Raw genomic sequence first — 14,125 nt, forward strand, 5'->3', positions numbered from 1 at the left:
GCCACGGAGGCAGGATCCCCGCTCGACCGTTCTTGCGCAATGCCGCCCCGCATCACCACTTCGCGTGCTTTTTCGCGCCCCGCTTATGAGCGTCCCTTACGGCTCTGCCAGAACCACCAGGAATAGATCGTCGGGACCAGTGCGGCAAAGAGCGCCGCGCCCACCAGTAATCCGCCGCGCACAGCCATCGGCACGGGCAAGACCGAAGCCAGCATGACAGCAAGGCCCGCAAGGATGAATAGGCGCGCGGCAAGCCGGTGGGTTGCAATCCAGTTTTCGGTGTCGGTCAGCGTCCATGGCGTGCGGATGCCGACGAAAAAGCCCGGCCGCGACTTGGGCAGCACATTGCCCAGCGCAACCAGCATGGCGCCCGCGCCAAAGCTTATCAACGAGACAGGGAGCACGATGCCGAAGGCCGGACCCGCAATCTGCGCGAACACCAGCGTCATCAGCACCAGCAGCGAAATCCAGCCGACCCGGAGCACTTGTGCCGATTGCGCCATCCGGTCCTGCAAGGGTTCGATGCGCGGCAGAACGGCGAACAGCGCGCCCAACAGCGCAACCATCAGCGGTGCGATGAACAGCGCGCGCGCCGCAGGCATGGAGCCGTTGGGCGTGCCGTCCGCCGCCCAGTGCGTGATCAGCCGCGCGCCTTCGGGCAGGCGCATCAGCGCCAGCGCCGCCATCGCAGCCATCAGCGCGGCAAGCAGCAGGCTCGCCATCAAAAGGCCCTTCACTTTCATGCTGTTTCTCCCTTTGGCGGACAGGTTCGGGTCGAAGCGCTTTGGCCCGCGCGCACCCGATTCATGAACCCCATCACCGCCTCTTCGAGCACCGAGAGGTTCAGTGTGTAGATGATGGTCCCGCCACGGTTTTCGCCCAAAATCAGGCCTGCGGATTTCAGCTTGGCGAAATGGCCGGACATGGTCGGTTTGGAGACCGGGAAATGGTCGGCCAGCTCGCCCGCGGTCATTCCGCCGCGCTTGAGCAATTCCAGCACCTCGCGGCGAATCGGATGAGAGAGAGCGTCGAAGATAGCGTTCATAGCTATTTAGCTAATACGCTAAACAACAAATCGCAATCAGTTTGTGAGGCGGCATGCGGGGTTGGCCAACCATTGACCCTTGGCGGCGCTGTTTCCTTTCGTCGCACATGCATTCTCGTCGCATGAGGAGAGCAATTCGTCCGTGGACACGGAACCGACCCGGAGGGCATGGGTTTGCCCAGCAGGAATCCGCACACCCAGGGAGAGGCAGCATGACAAAAATGATCTTCGTGAATTTGCCGGTGACCGATCTGCCCCGCGCCATGCGTTTTTACGATGCGCTGGGCTTCACCAACAACCCGCAGTTCAGCGACGACAACTCTGCCTGCATGGTGTGGAGCGAAACGATCAGCGTGATGCTGCTCACCCATGACAAATGGCGCGTTTTCACCAGCCGCCCGATCCCGCCCGCAACATCGAGTGAAGTGATGCTGGCCATCTCCTGCGAAAGCCGCGAGGCGGTGGACCGAATGAACGAGGCCGCCGATGCCCATGGCGGTCAGGCGGACATCAATCCGGTGCAGGATCTCGGCTTCATGTATAACCGCAATCTTGCCGATCCCGACGGGCATGTCTGGGAGGCCTTCTGGATGGATATGAGCGCCATGCCCGCCGGGGAGTGAGGCGGAAAGAGCGGAGCGCGACCTGATTATGAAGGCTGCGTCCGCCGGTAATGCCCCCGGTCAACAGAAGACCGGCAGCGGCGCTAGCCCATGCGGCCGCAGCAGGGCCGCGACCATCATGGCCAGCCCCCCGACAGCAAGGTGCCTCGAACATGCCGATGTTCGTTCGGGGCGACACCCTGCGACCGGTGCGCCATGACCGGGATACGGCGCGAGATTGCAGCGCATTTTGCAGGTCAGGTCCGGTTTGCGCAGGATTTGGGGCGATATTGATCTGAGAAACACTCTGCCTGATCTTTTGGCGCAGCATGGGGTTAATGGTAATTCTCCCAGCGTGTCCGGCATTCGGCAGGGTGAGGTCGGCGGGGCAGATCGCCGCGTTCCTCGGCTTCATGGGCGCGGGTATGCTGGGCATCGGCCTTGCCGCCGACGTTGCCACGATGACGGCCTTTGCCATGATCGAACAATTCGAGGCCGGCATCCTGATCCCGGTGCTTGTGCTGTAGGCGATGCAGGGTGTCTCGCCCCAACATCGCGGGCGGGCCATGGGCATCTGGAGCGCCTGCTTCTTCCTCGGCCAGTTCACAGTCCGCTGGCGGTCTCGCTGGTGCAACTGAGCGGGGCCACCATCGGCGGAGCTTTTGCCTGGCTGGGAGGGCTGGCGATCATCTGCGCAGGTGTTGCAGTTTTGCGGGCAAGGTAGCGCGAATGGCCGGTCCGGCGCGAGTATTCGCAAACCGAGTAACGACCTGGCTGTCTGGTTGCGACACATCATTGGGCCATTGCAAGAATGCTGCGGGTTCCAATGAACCGCTCCACCTTTGCTGGATAAGTCCGCCTCAAGAACGGACGTTCACGGTCTTAACGCCGCTCTGCGAAAGCTGCCGGACATTCATCGTCGGCGCCGCTGGAACCAGCCCCACAGAGCGGGCCGCAAAACCGTTTATGGAAAGGATCTGCTATGATCGGCCAAGCGCGCGGATAGCTCGCGCTCCTGACTTTCGCGACGATTGGCCTCAATCTTGGCCACACGCTCCGCCATTGCCTGCCATGCCGCCGCCGAATGCAAATGGCGTTCGCGGACATTGGCCAGAATGCTTGCCTCGGCATGGCGCAGACTTTCTTCGGCGCAATGCCGGTAATATTCGCTTGTGTTGGCCATGGCGATCCCTTCCTGGTGGGATGAACTGTTGATCAATCCACCATATCGGCCACCAATCGCTGCATTTCGGCGACAGTGAGAACACCCGATGGCAGCGGATGGGAAAAAGCGGGGTGAACCGAAGAGGATTTCAGAGAAGCGATAAGTTTCAGAATAATAAGCATATGGATTGTCAAAAACTCAGGTAAAACTGCGGCCTCATGGCCGCGTGAGGATGGGTTGAATTGGAATAGGCAGCAGCCCCCGGCCAGAGGCGCGCAAGGGGGCATAATAGGCTGCATTTCCCGTGCCCGGCCGCGATCACGCAAAGCGGATCAAGCAGGCCAGACACGGGCCGCCGCGTTGAAAGGAAACCCTTCATCGCGACGGACAGTTCCCGGTGCCCCTGCGGACACCGGCGAACGCTTGAATCAGGCAGAAACCAGATTGACCGCAGACTGCTTGCCGCGACGGTCGGTTTCGACCTCATAGCTGAGACGCTGGTCCTTGTTCAGCGTGGTCATTCCGGCCTGCTGAACCGCGCTGATGTGGACAAAGCTGTCATTGCCGCCTTCTTCGGGCGCAATGAAGCCATAGCCTTTGTCAGTATTGAAGAATTTAACGGTGCCGATGGGCATGGGTGTTTCCTTTTCACGAAAACAAGAGAATCCATCCGCAAAAGCGCGGATGGAGCTGGCAGCATGTGAAAGGAAGAATAACCGAACGAATCGGAGTCAAATTCCGTCGCAGGCGACGTTAGCGAGTATTCCTATAGGGCAGGCCCGTATGAAAGTCAATTTAGGCCACCCAAAATCGGACGGGTCGATTATCGTGGCAACTTCGCTCCATTTCGCCTAGCAGCCCCGTACGCCCACTCGGTGGGCATTCGAATTGCACACCACAAGGCCCCAACCCGGCAAGTTTCGCGACGCATCGTGGATCGACCCGCGTCTTTGCCGGAGTTTTCGTCCCATTTCCGTGCCTGATCCCAACTTCGCCGCCGTATCATCTTCCAAACGCCATGTGCTTGTCGATGCCGATGCCTGCCCGGTAAAGGAGGAGATCTATAAGGTCGCCTTGCGCCATCAGGTGCCGGTCACCGTCGTCAGCAATCGCCCCATCCGCGTGCCGGATCACCCGCTGGTGCGCCGCGTGGTAGTCAGCGATTCCTTCGATGCCGCCGATGACTGGATAGCGCAGGCCGGCGCGCCGGGCTGCGTGGTGATCACCGCCGACATCCTGCTGGCCGACCGCGCGATCAAGGCGGGCGCCATGGTTCTGGCGCCAACGGGCAAACCCTTTACCGCCAGCTCGATCGGCGGAGCGATTGCCACGCGCGCGATCATGGCCGATCTGCGCGCCGGGGCCATGGGCGAGGCCATCGGCGGGCCGCCGCCCTTTTCAAAGGCTGACCGGTCGCGCTTCCTTTCCGCATTGGATGAGGTGCTGACCCGCCTCGAACGCGAGACGCCGCGATGATGAGAGAATATGATCTTGTTGACCGCGCGCAGGTGCCCGGCGGCGTCGAGTTGCAATTGCTGCGCAGCGGCGAGGATTTCGCCATCGTATTTGGCCGGAACGAATTGATGAGCAGCGATATGTTCGCCTCGGAACAGGCGCTGGCCACTCTGACCTGCGAAAGAATCGCCGCGCAGAAGGCACCCCAGGTGTTGATCGGCGGCTATGGCATGGGCTTCACGCTGCGCGCGGCTCTGGCGGCGCTGGGCAAGGATGCCAGCGTGATCGTGGCCGAACTGGTGCCGCAAATTCTGGTTTGGGCTCGCGGGCCGATGCATCGCCTGACCGATGGCTGCCTGGACGATGCGCGGGTGACGCTGGTGATCGATGATGTCGGCCTGCTGATCCATTCGGCGGCGAGCGGTTATGACGCCATCCTCCTGGACGTGGACAACGGGCCGGAAGGCCTGACCCGCCGCCGCAACGACATTCTCTATTCCCCCGCCGGATTGCAGGCGAGCCGAAAGGCGCTGCGTTCCGGCGGTGTGCTGGCGGTATGGTCAGCCGACGGCGACGGGGATTTCACCCAGCGGCTGGAGCAGGCCGGGTTCGATGTCAGCGAGGTCAAGGTCAACGCCTTTCCCGCCGATGCCGATCAGGCCAGCGATGAGCCATGCGTGAACCACCATATCTGGTTTGCCCGCAAGCGCTGATATCCATGGCCTGGTCGGTAGGTCCATCCGCCGACCAGGCCATGTTCCGAACGCTTTGCCGCGTCAGTATCGACGGGCGTGATAGAAGGGAAAGCGCTTCACCAGCCCCTCGATCAGATGCCCTTTCGATCGGCGACGCATCTCATCGGCCCCTTCGCTGGTCACACAGACCAGATGGGTGCCGCCCGCAGGCAGGGTTTCGATATCGCTGATCCGAACGCCCGCCTGCTCGCACATGGCTGCGACCTGCGCTTCGGGCAGGGCGATGTTCATCGCGCGGCTCATTGGCCGCACTCCGCCCGCCAGGACCGCGCAGCCCAAGCCCCCAGATACTCCTGAAAGGCCATGATGCTGCGGGCGACACCTGCCGCCTTTGCTTCATATTTCAGGCCGATTGCCTCGTCAGCGGCGCAATTCGCCCGCATCAGCAAGAGCTGATGTCGAAAATAAAGCCGGTTAAGATCCATGATAAGACTCCCTTGCGTAAGCGGGAGCACATTTGTCTCTCAGTCGCGGATGCCTACGAGAGAAGTTCCGCAATGCCTGTTATATAGCTGTTATCCAGAAAAATGTAAGATAAAATCTCAAAGGAATGATTGGAAATGATGCAGTTTATTACCAATATCCTTTGCGATCAGAGGAGAAAAATTTACGATCATCCGCCTAAAATTAAAAATGTCATCCGGTTCACGCCATGGTATATTGATCCATCACGCGATTTCCGGCCGCAAGCTCCCCTGTGACAGAGAGACATATGTGCTCCCGCTTGCCATGCAGGAGGACCACGATGTCCAACCTCTCCGATCATGCCCTTTCCGGTTTGCGATGCCGTTTTGGTGTTCAGGAAGCCCACATCTATATGGATCTCAGCGACGGCCATGCCGATCTGCGCGGTACGCCGCCATGGCGCTCCATTCCCCTGTGGGTTTCCAATGATCGCGCAGAAGCCTATTTTGAAATTTATCAGGGTGTCCCCTCGCCCGGAGTTTCCGCAACTGTCGGAGGCGAGCAATGGCAGTGGCGCCTGTGCGAGCCAGGCGGCCATGTTCGCGCATCGGGCGGGCCTTATGATAAGGCTGAGGAATGCGTGGACGCCGTGAAGGCCCTGCGTCAATCAGCCGGTACAGCCAGGATCAGGCACCTGCAAACGGAGTGATCGCCCCATACCCGCCATCCACTGTCCCAGTTGACCGTATTAACTGAAAATCGGTTTATCTGATCGCGCGCGATTCTGACATGATCGCCCGCCCCCGATTGCCCTCGCGGGAAGGACGTTCAACCTCGGGGAGTGCGCGATTGCGAGCTGCACGTTCGATGTTCATCAGCCCGGCACCCGCTCCGTTCAGCACAAGTTCCATTGCGCCTGACGGATCGCATTCCACAGCCGTGTACGCGCCCTTCAAGCGCCTCGCGGGCCATAAGCTGCTCAAGTTCCCGGCCGGCATTGGTTTGAGCCATGACGGCCATGCATGACACGCTCCTTGGCAATGAGGCTGAGGCCCAGACGGGCCTGAAACCGACCGGGATAGGGGCGACGAAGCACCCTGCGCTTTTTAAAAGAGCTGTTCGTTCAATTTCATGCCGATTTCCATCGCATCGCCCCGGTCAAGCGATACAGGAAATTGCGTATCACAGGGGTCTGCTTTTCAAACAATTGCCCAAAGATCCAGCCGACAAGCACCATCAGACCTACAGTGCCCACGTAAAGCACATAGGAAATTGTCTGATCGGCGGGATGATCAGTGCCCAGAACGCTCCCTACCGCCTGAGCCGCAGGCATATGAACAAGGTAGAGCGAATAGGAAAAACCCGCAAAATAATGGGCGAAGCGTGGAGCCGGTTTGCTCCATTGCGCCGGGTCCGTACATAGCAATGCGGTAAAGCACAGCGTTATAAGCACGTCCTTCATGGCATGTGTTTCAAACAGCGATGTGCGCGTTAATGCCAATACGAAAATCAGCGCAATCGCCGGAAACAGCGGACGCATCCGCAAAGTGACAAACCAGGGCAACAAACCTGCCGACCACAGCAGCAAACCAAAAAACGGTGTTTCGTGGTCCAGCCGCAATCCCAGCACGCCCAACCCCAAAGCGGCGATCAACGTTATCACGACGCTGATGCGAAATTGCCCGACCCATAACAGCATGAATGCCGGGGCGATCACATAGAACCAGGCCTCGCTCGACAGGCTCCACAGAGGATGGTTGTTGCATAGCGGCGCTACGAAGCCAAGGTTTTGTAAAAAGACCAGATTGCCAAGCAATGTTGGCCCATTGTCGGGCGTCTGACAGGCCAGACCATATCCGGCATATTGAAGCGCGGCTGCCCAGACAACCGCCGGGACCAGAACCACACCGAGGCGTGAGACCCGATCCAGAGCATAATTACGGGTATGGAAGCGCCCCTCCTGAATCTTGCGCAGCAAGGAACCGCCAACCAGCAGGCCGGATATCACAAAGAACAGAACAACCGCCTGCAATCCAAACCTTGTTAAAAAGAAGAATGCCTTTTCGGCCAAGGTGAAATGCGGATGCAGCCCGCGAGATTCGAAATTAGGAAAAATAATCCAGCGAACATGATCGCAAACCACGGCAAATGCCGCAATCCAGCGAAAATGATCGAGCCAAACCGAAAGACCGCTATCAAGTAAGTAGGGTTTATAGCCCCAGTGAATAATGCTTTCGCCTGCCTGATTGGTCATAGACCCCGTCCAGTGCATGACGGCGATGGATCAAGTGCCATTGCCGCTTCTGTCGAGCTACTCCTCTCCGCGGGCTTGAAATGTCAGCGAGTTGGCCATCGCATTGATGGCAGCGGAAGCAGATCGGCATCGACGGACCCAAGGGGTATATGGTCCACGTGGCTCTGCATAGGTATTTCGAACATTTAATCATTATCAGTACAAAAATTGGAATGCCGATCCAACGTTCTGGTGCAAATTTCGCCATACCACCGAGGCTTGAACCGGCAGGCGAAGTTCCAATTATAGTTCTGTTCTAAAATACTATTTTTGAATTCAAGCGCCGACGCCAAACGCCACGGAACAATCAGGCCCGCGTCTGGCCTCCCCTTGAGGCAGCCAGCGCCACCGGCTGATGCCCAGGCCCCAACGGCCTGCGCGCTTCGATCATCTGGCCCAGAGCCTCCGCGCTGACCGGGCGGGAAAAGAGAAAGCCCTGAAAATGGTCGCAGCCGCATTCCAGCAACCTTGCGCGCTGGCCTTCGGTTTCCACGCCCTCGGCAATCACATCCAGATCGAGCGCCTGCGCCAGTTGAATGATCGCCTGAATGAGGCGAAGCGCATCGGGGTCGTCATCGTCCAGATTGCGTACAAAGGCACGGTCGATCTTGATCCGGTCCACCGCGAAACGTTGCAACGAGGACAGGCTGGAATAGCCGGTGCCGAAATCATCGAGCGCGATGGCAAAGCCCTCCTGCTTGAGGGTGGCGATATTGTCGCGGGTGGCCGCATCATCGCCCAGCAGCACCGTTTCAGTGATCTCAAATTCATACTGGCGCGGGTCGATGGCATGTTCGGCCACAAGGCGGCTGATCGTGACCATAAAGGCAGGCTGGCGCAGTTGCAGCGCCGAGACGTTGATGGCCACGGGCACCCCATGCCAATTGCGCGTTTCGGCAAAAACCCGGCCGACGATAAAAGCGCCCAATTGTGCGATCAGCCCGCTCTCCTCAGCCAGCAGCACAAAGGCATTGGGCGGAATCAGGCCCTTTTCCGGGTGGTTCCAGCGTACCAGCGCCTCGACCCCGCGCATGCGGCCATGGGCATCCACCTGCGGCTGATAGACCATATGCAGCATTTCTTCGTTCAGAGCCTCGCGCAGGTCCATTTCCAGTTGGCGCCGGATGCGCAGCGCCGCATCCATTTCCGGCTCGAAAAAGGTCGCCCGGTTGCGGCCCTTTTCCTTGGAGCAATAAAGCGCCAGATCGGCCTGACGCAGCACCTCGCTGGCCGAAATATCGGGATCGTTGATGATGGTAATACCGATCGAGCAACCGATTTCCACCATTTGCCCTTCAATATCAAAGGGCCGGGCAAAGGCATTGATGATCCGCTCGGCCAGATGAGCCGCCCCCGGCGCACCCGAATGCGGTTGCAGGACGACGAATTCATCGCCCCCCAGCCGGGCCACCGTATCAGTATCACGCAGCAGATTGGCCAGCCTGCGCGCCGCCGCGCGGATCAGCGTATCGCCCGCCGGATGGCCCAGTGTGTCATTAACCTCCTTGAACCGGTCCAGATCGAGGCACAGCACCGCAACATCCATCCCCGACCGCCGAGCCAGCGAGCGCAGTTGATTGAGCCGCTCGAACATCAATGCGCGGTTGGGCAATTGGGTCAGCGTATCGTGAAAGGCCAAATGGCGCGCCCGCGCCTCGGACAGGATCAGCCCGCGGGCATAGCGATGCGTTTGCCGCGCCAGGCTGGCCCCCAGCAACAGCAACAGCCCCAGCATCGCCACCATCGGCCACACCAGCCGCACCAGAAGATCGCTGCCCGGATTGCGCCTGTCCCACGACAGCCCCGCCACCACCCTGCCGCTCAGATCCTGAAGCGGGAGGGTCGCGGTATCATCGTTGGTGCGCAGATCAGTGGTCACGCGGAAATTATTGACCAGTTTGCCCACGCCGAACATCGAGAGCACCGAGTGATCCACCGGCGCCATCGTCACCACCACGGGCGCCCGTCCTGTATCGGTCCGCGCGCGCACCAGCGTCGAGGTCATGATGTAGAGCTGGTTTTCGGCGAACAGGATATTGGTGAACTGGATCGGCTGGGGCAGCGTATCGGCCCTGCCCGACGGAATTGACGCCTCCGCCGTCCGAACCCGGCGCAAAAGGTCGGCCATCGCGCCGGCATAGGTTGCGCTGATCATGCCCGGATCCACCCGGCGCCCGTCTACGGCAAAGAACAGCGGGCGGTCGCGCCCATCCACCACGATCAACCGAGTGATATTGTTGCGATCAAGGAAATAGCGCGCCAGATTCTGTTCCGCCCATGCCGGATCGAATGTTCCGGTCAGATGGCTCAGCGCATCCCCCGATTCCAGCCTCGGCTGCACCATCGCGGCAAAGCTGGCCAGGCGATTGCGGTAACCACGTTCTGCGGTCTGGATCTGCATCGAGAGCGCAACATCGTCGAACTGGTTGACCATGACAGTCACCACCAGCGTCAAAACCGCCAGAACCCCGGCGGCAAGTGCAATGACGGGGCCATAGACACCGGCGCCAGCCCTCTCGGCGCGAGGGGTCTTGGGGTTGATCATGATCAGCGTCAGCCTTCCCTTGCTGTTGCTTTACAAAAGCATGCCAGTGTTCGGTTGTGTTGATCGCAAATAAATAAATGTACTTGCAGATTTAGCTCAGACCCTCCTCCGCAATTGCGCCTAGGGGGCATCGCGGGCCGTTTCAGAGGCGGCGCGCACCGATGGCGCGCGCCGCATTTCAGGCCATGCAGATCTGGTTTCGCCCGGCGCGTTTAGCGCGATAAAGCGCCGCATCGGCGGCCTCCAGCGCGGCGCGGGCGTTGGGAAAGGCAAAGACATTGGCGACCCCACCCGATATGGTGATATGACCGATGGGTTCGTCGCTCCTGCGGTTGACGAAATTGCGTCGGGACAGCTTTTCACGCGCTTCGTCCAGTAACTGATGAACCTGCGTGGGGGTTTTGTCGCGGAACAGCATGACGAATTCCTCGCCGCCGTGGCGCGCCACATGGCATTTGTCATCCGAAAGATGCTGCAGCGTCTGGGCGATGGCCTGAATGACGCGGTCGCCCGCCTCGTGGCCATGGGTGTCGTTGATACGTTTGAAATGGTCGATGTCGCAAAAAGCCAGACAGAGCGGTTCGATTCGAACCTGCGCCTCGCGATATTCGCTTTCCAGCACCGCTTCGAAAGCGCGACGATTGGGCAGGCCGGTCAGGTGGTCGACATGGGCATCACGCTGGGCGCGGTCGAGGCTTTTGCGCAGCGCGGTCGCTTCCTGCTCGCTGCGACGCATGCTTTCTTCCAGCAGATGCGTGCGCTCGATCATCGCGCGGGTCAGTTCGGCAAGGCTGGAGACAAATTCGCCCCCATCCGCGCCGGGCAGCACGCTGACCACCTGTTCGAGGGCGGCGTGATAGGATCCTGAATCACTGCACGCCCGCGCTGCGGTGCTGGTGAACACCTCCAGACGGTTACTTAACTTGTTGAGCATCTGCTGCGCATTCTCGCGCAGGGCCCCATCCTCATCCTTTTCGGTAACCTGGTCCATCCAGGCCTGAGTGATGACGCGGTTTTCCTCACGCATGACGCCAAATTTGCGGGCAAGGCGCGGCGATGACCCAGAATAGGCCGCATGAACGGCAAGCAGGTTCTCGGCGGTTACTTCCAATTTATTATCGACGAAGAATTCTTTAATACGATCAATCAATTGCTCCCTGCGCACGTCGTTCAAGGGCGTGGCGTCAGGGTTTTGCGACATATTATCAAATTCAGCGGAGGAGGCCAAAGCCAACTTGAACAAGCGCAAGGCTGAATCCTTTATGAGTAACGTTTGCACTGATGCCGGATTAGAACCAAGCTTCCTTCAAATGCGCCATGCTGCCCGCCACAAGATTCCCCTATTCGCCCGAAGCTTTCCTTAACTATACGCCGCCCGGCCTAGGGGTTTAGCGCTTGTACCAAAGACCCAAGACATTGGTCGTATTGGCCCCCGACTCGCTTGCAAAGTAACCAATCGGGGCGCATGCGCGGAGCCGCCCCGACAATCCCCGGCCCAACGGCCCCGGAAAGCTATCCCATTGTCAGGCCAACACAAACGCAGGAGAAGCCCTCGCCATGTCTGCGCGCATTGCCCATCAGACGCTCAAATCCCGCATCACCAGCGCCGAACAGGCCGCCGCCCTTATCAATCCGGGCGATACGGTAGGCATGAGCGGGTTTACCGGTTCCGGTTATCCCAAGGCGGTGCCTCTGGCGCTGGCCGAAAGGATCGAGGATGCCCATCGCGCGGGCGATCCGTTTCAGGTGCGCGTGTGGACCGGCGCCTCGACCGGGCCGGAACTGGACGCGGCGCTGGCCAAGGCCAATGGCATCGAATTTCGCCTGCCTTATAATTCCGACCCCATCGCCCGCGAAAAGATCAACAGCGGCCAGATGGACTATTTCGACATGCACCTCTCGCAGGTGGCGCCGATGGCATGGCAGGGCTTCCTAGGCCCGCTCGACGTTGCGCTGGTCGAAGTCACCGCGATTAATGCCGACGGCAGCCTCGTGCCCTCCTCCTCGGTGGGCAACAACAAGACCTGGCTCGACCGCGCCGACCGCATCATCCTTGAGGTCAACCACTGGCAGGCCGCTGAGCTGGAAGGGATGCACGACATCTATTACGGCACCCGCCTGCCCCCGCATCGCGTGCCCATCCCCTTGACCCGCCCGGACGATCGCATCGGCCAGCCCACGCTGCAATGCGACCCCGACAAGATCGTGGCCATTGTCGAAACCGACAAGCCCGACCGCAACCTGCCGTTTGACGCGCCGGGCGAAACGGCGCTGCGCATTGCGGGCCATATGCTCGATTTTCTCGCCAATGAGGTCAAGCAGGGGCGGATGCCGGAAAACCTGCTGCCGCTGCAATCGGGCGTGGGCAATATCGCCAATGCGGTGCTCTCGGGCCTCGTCAACAGCCCGTTCGAAAACCTGACCTCCTATACCGAGGTCATTCAGGACGGCATGATCGACCTGCTCGACGCGGGCAAGCTGCGCATGGCCTCGGCCACATCCTTCTCGCTGTCGCCCGAAGCGGCCGAGCGGATGAACAACAATATGTCGGCCTATCGGGAAAAGATGATCCTGCGCCCGCAGGAAATCAGCAACCACCCCGAGCTGATCCGCCGCCTTGGCTGTATCGCGATGAATGGTCTGATCGAGGCCGACATCTATGGCAACGTCAACTCGACGCATGTGATGGGCAGCCGCATTCAGAACGGCATCGGCGGCAGCGGCGACTTTGCCCGCAACGCCTATGTCTCGATCTTTATGACGCCCAGCACCGCCAAGGGCGGCAAGATCAGCGCCATCGTGCCGCAGGTGGCCCATGTGGACCATATCGCGCAGGACGTGCAGGTGGTCGTGACCGAACAGGGCCTGGCCGACCTGCGCGGCCTTAGCCCCAAGCAGCGCGCACTGGCCATCATCCAGAATTGCGCCCACCCCGATTTCCGCCCGATGCTGGCCGATTATTATGATCGCGCACTCAAGGGGTCGTATGGGCTGCATGCGCCTTCACTGCCCGGTGAGGCGTTGAGCTGGCATCAGCGGTTTATCGAGACGGGGTCGATGAAGGTTTAATAATAAGGGGTTTGCCTCCGGCGGGCGCCCCATGCCTCCGGCGGGCCAAGGGACTCGTCCCTTGGCAATCCCGTTACTGTCTTTGTTGCGTTAGGAACTCGACCCCGGCTTTTGAACGCAGCGTTGAAAATTAAAAGCCTGCGGCGCCTTAACAGCGCCGCAGGCTTTTATAATTTGAGATCAGGCACAAGGCGGCCATTTTACGCTACCCCATAATGGGATTGCCAAGGGACCAGTCCCTTGGCCCGCCGGAGGCATCTCAAACACAGCCCCCGCCTCAATCGTCCAACGGCACCCCCGGCAAATGCTTCGAAGTGCGAATCGTCAGCGACGTTTTCACGCTGGCAACATTGGGCGCGGGCGTCAGCTTGCTGGTCAGGAATTCCTGAAAGCTTTGCAGATCGCGCGACACGATTTTCAGGATGAAGTCGATTTCGCCGTTGAGCATATGACATTCGCGCACTTCAGGAAGGCCGCGCACATGGTCCTCGAATCCGCGCAGCGCCTCTTCGGCCTGGCTTTTTAGCGAAACCATGGCAAAGACGGTGATCGAAAAGCCCAGCTTGGCCCCGTCCAGTTCGGCGTGATAGCCCCGGATGACGCCTTCTTCTTCGAGCGCGCGCACGCGGCGCAGGCAGGGCGGCGCGGTCAGCCCGACGCGTTGGGCCAATTCGACATTGGTAACGCGGCCCTCGTCCTGCAATTCGGCCAGCAAACGCCGGTCGATCTGATCAAGATTGGCCATAAGCCCGGAAATTCCCCAATTGCGGCCCGCCGGTTGCGGCAGAAAG

The 14,125-nt window shown here is 59.9% G+C and carries 17 protein-coding genes; 7 read left to right on the forward strand and 10 right to left on the reverse strand.

Annotation, left to right across the window (positions count from 1 at the left end; translation table 11 throughout):
- Positions 1–83: 83 nt before the first annotated feature.
- Together FHW96_RS00875 and FHW96_RS00880 are read right to left on the reverse strand one after the other, a co-directional pair.
- Positions 84–743, reverse strand: a complete 660-nt coding sequence (locus FHW96_RS00875; protein WP_172338669.1) for an SdpI family protein — start codon at positions 741–743, stop codon at positions 84–86.
- Positions 740–1,045, reverse strand: coding sequence for a metalloregulator ArsR/SmtB family transcription factor (locus FHW96_RS00880; protein ID WP_172338670.1), 306 nt, complete (start codon positions 1,043–1,045; stop codon positions 740–742). The genes FHW96_RS00875 and FHW96_RS00880 overlap by 4 nt, the downstream gene beginning before the upstream one ends.
- A 212-nt stretch (positions 1,046–1,257) precedes the next feature.
- Here FHW96_RS00880 and FHW96_RS00885 point away from each other — a divergent pair, with 212 nt between their 5' ends.
- A complete protein-coding gene (locus FHW96_RS00885; RefSeq protein ID WP_172338671.1) occupies positions 1,258–1,668 on the forward strand; it encodes a VOC family protein in 411 nt (136 codons plus the stop codon).
- Between the two features lie 353 nt (positions 1,669–2,021).
- Positions 2,022–2,174: a hypothetical protein gene (locus FHW96_RS00890; RefSeq protein ID WP_172338672.1), complete on the forward strand. Its 153-nt coding sequence runs from the start codon at positions 2,022–2,024 to the stop codon at positions 2,172–2,174.
- Between the two features lie 437 nt (positions 2,175–2,611).
- Here the strand turns inward: FHW96_RS00890 and FHW96_RS00895 are convergent, their stop codons facing one another.
- Positions 2,612–2,830: a hypothetical protein gene (locus tag FHW96_RS00895; protein ID WP_172338673.1), complete on the reverse strand. Its 219-nt coding sequence runs from the start codon at positions 2,828–2,830 to the stop codon at positions 2,612–2,614.
- Between the two features lie 410 nt (positions 2,831–3,240).
- Positions 3,241–3,447 (reverse strand): cold-shock protein, encoded by a 207-nt coding sequence (locus FHW96_RS00900; protein WP_172338674.1) that lies wholly within the window; start codon positions 3,445–3,447, stop codon positions 3,241–3,243.
- 340 nt (positions 3,448–3,787) lie between these two features.
- Between FHW96_RS00900 and FHW96_RS00905 the strand changes: the two genes are divergently transcribed.
- Together FHW96_RS00905 and FHW96_RS00910 are read left to right on the forward strand one after the other, a co-directional pair.
- A complete protein-coding gene (locus FHW96_RS00905; RefSeq protein WP_172338675.1) occupies positions 3,788–4,288 on the forward strand; it encodes a YaiI/YqxD family protein in 501 nt (166 codons plus the stop codon).
- Positions 4,288–4,980, forward strand: a complete 693-nt coding sequence (locus tag FHW96_RS00910) for a spermidine synthase (RefSeq protein WP_172338969.1) — start codon at positions 4,288–4,290, stop codon at positions 4,978–4,980. Before FHW96_RS00905 ends, FHW96_RS00910 begins: the two co-directional genes overlap by 1 nt.
- Positions 4,981–5,043: 63 nt before the next feature.
- On the opposite strand, the gene FHW96_RS00915 is transcribed toward FHW96_RS00910, so the two are convergent.
- Positions 5,044–5,265, reverse strand: coding sequence for a hypothetical protein (locus tag FHW96_RS00915; RefSeq protein ID WP_172338676.1), 222 nt, complete (start codon positions 5,263–5,265; stop codon positions 5,044–5,046).
- Entirely contained in the window at positions 5,262–5,447 is a 186-nt protein-coding gene (locus FHW96_RS00920; protein WP_172338677.1) for a hypothetical protein, read from the reverse strand. Before FHW96_RS00920 ends, FHW96_RS00915 begins: the two co-directional genes overlap by 4 nt.
- A gap of 320 nt (positions 5,448–5,767) precedes the next feature.
- Here FHW96_RS00920 and FHW96_RS00925 point away from each other — a divergent pair, with 320 nt between their 5' ends.
- The gene (locus tag FHW96_RS00925; protein WP_172338678.1) at positions 5,768–6,136 is read left to right on the forward strand and encodes a hypothetical protein; all 369 of its coding nucleotides are present in this window, start codon (positions 5,768–5,770) and stop codon (positions 6,134–6,136) included.
- 420 nt (positions 6,137–6,556) lie between these two features.
- Here FHW96_RS00925 and FHW96_RS00930 read toward each other — a convergent pair whose 3' ends face one another.
- The 3 genes from FHW96_RS00930 to FHW96_RS00940 form a co-directional block, all read right to left on the reverse strand.
- Positions 6,557–7,681, reverse strand: coding sequence for an acyltransferase (locus FHW96_RS00930; RefSeq protein ID WP_172338679.1), 1,125 nt, complete (start codon positions 7,679–7,681; stop codon positions 6,557–6,559).
- A gap of 346 nt (positions 7,682–8,027) precedes the next feature.
- Positions 8,028–10,265 carry a bifunctional diguanylate cyclase/phosphodiesterase gene (locus FHW96_RS00935; RefSeq protein ID WP_172338680.1) on the reverse strand — a complete coding sequence of 746 codons (2,238 nt, stop codon included), beginning with the start codon at positions 10,263–10,265 and terminating at the stop codon, positions 8,028–8,030.
- A gap of 178 nt (positions 10,266–10,443) precedes the next feature.
- Positions 10,444–11,292 carry a GGDEF domain-containing protein gene (locus FHW96_RS00940; RefSeq protein ID WP_253950668.1) on the reverse strand — a complete coding sequence of 283 codons (849 nt, stop codon included), beginning with the start codon at positions 11,290–11,292 and terminating at the stop codon, positions 10,444–10,446.
- A gap of 48 nt (positions 11,293–11,340) precedes the next feature.
- Here FHW96_RS00940 and FHW96_RS26060 point away from each other — a divergent pair, with 48 nt between their 5' ends.
- Both FHW96_RS26060 and FHW96_RS00945 read left to right on the forward strand, forming a co-directional pair.
- On the forward strand, positions 11,341–11,520 hold the full coding sequence (locus FHW96_RS26060) for a hypothetical protein (protein ID WP_253950669.1): 180 nt from the start codon (positions 11,341–11,343) through the stop codon (positions 11,518–11,520).
- Between the two features lie 302 nt (positions 11,521–11,822).
- Positions 11,823–13,334, forward strand: a complete 1,512-nt coding sequence (locus FHW96_RS00945) for an acetyl-CoA hydrolase/transferase family protein (RefSeq protein WP_172338682.1) — start codon at positions 11,823–11,825, stop codon at positions 13,332–13,334.
- A gap of 277 nt (positions 13,335–13,611) precedes the next feature.
- On the opposite strand, the gene FHW96_RS00950 is transcribed toward FHW96_RS00945, so the two are convergent.
- Entirely contained in the window at positions 13,612–14,079 is a 468-nt protein-coding gene (locus FHW96_RS00950; protein WP_172338683.1) for an Lrp/AsnC family transcriptional regulator, read from the reverse strand.
- Between the last annotated feature and the right edge of the window lie 46 nt (positions 14,080–14,125).

Source organism: Novosphingobium sp. SG751A, assembly GCF_013149295.1.
In the GTDB taxonomy this organism is placed as follows: Bacteria; Pseudomonadota; Alphaproteobacteria; order Sphingomonadales; family Sphingomonadaceae; genus Novosphingobium.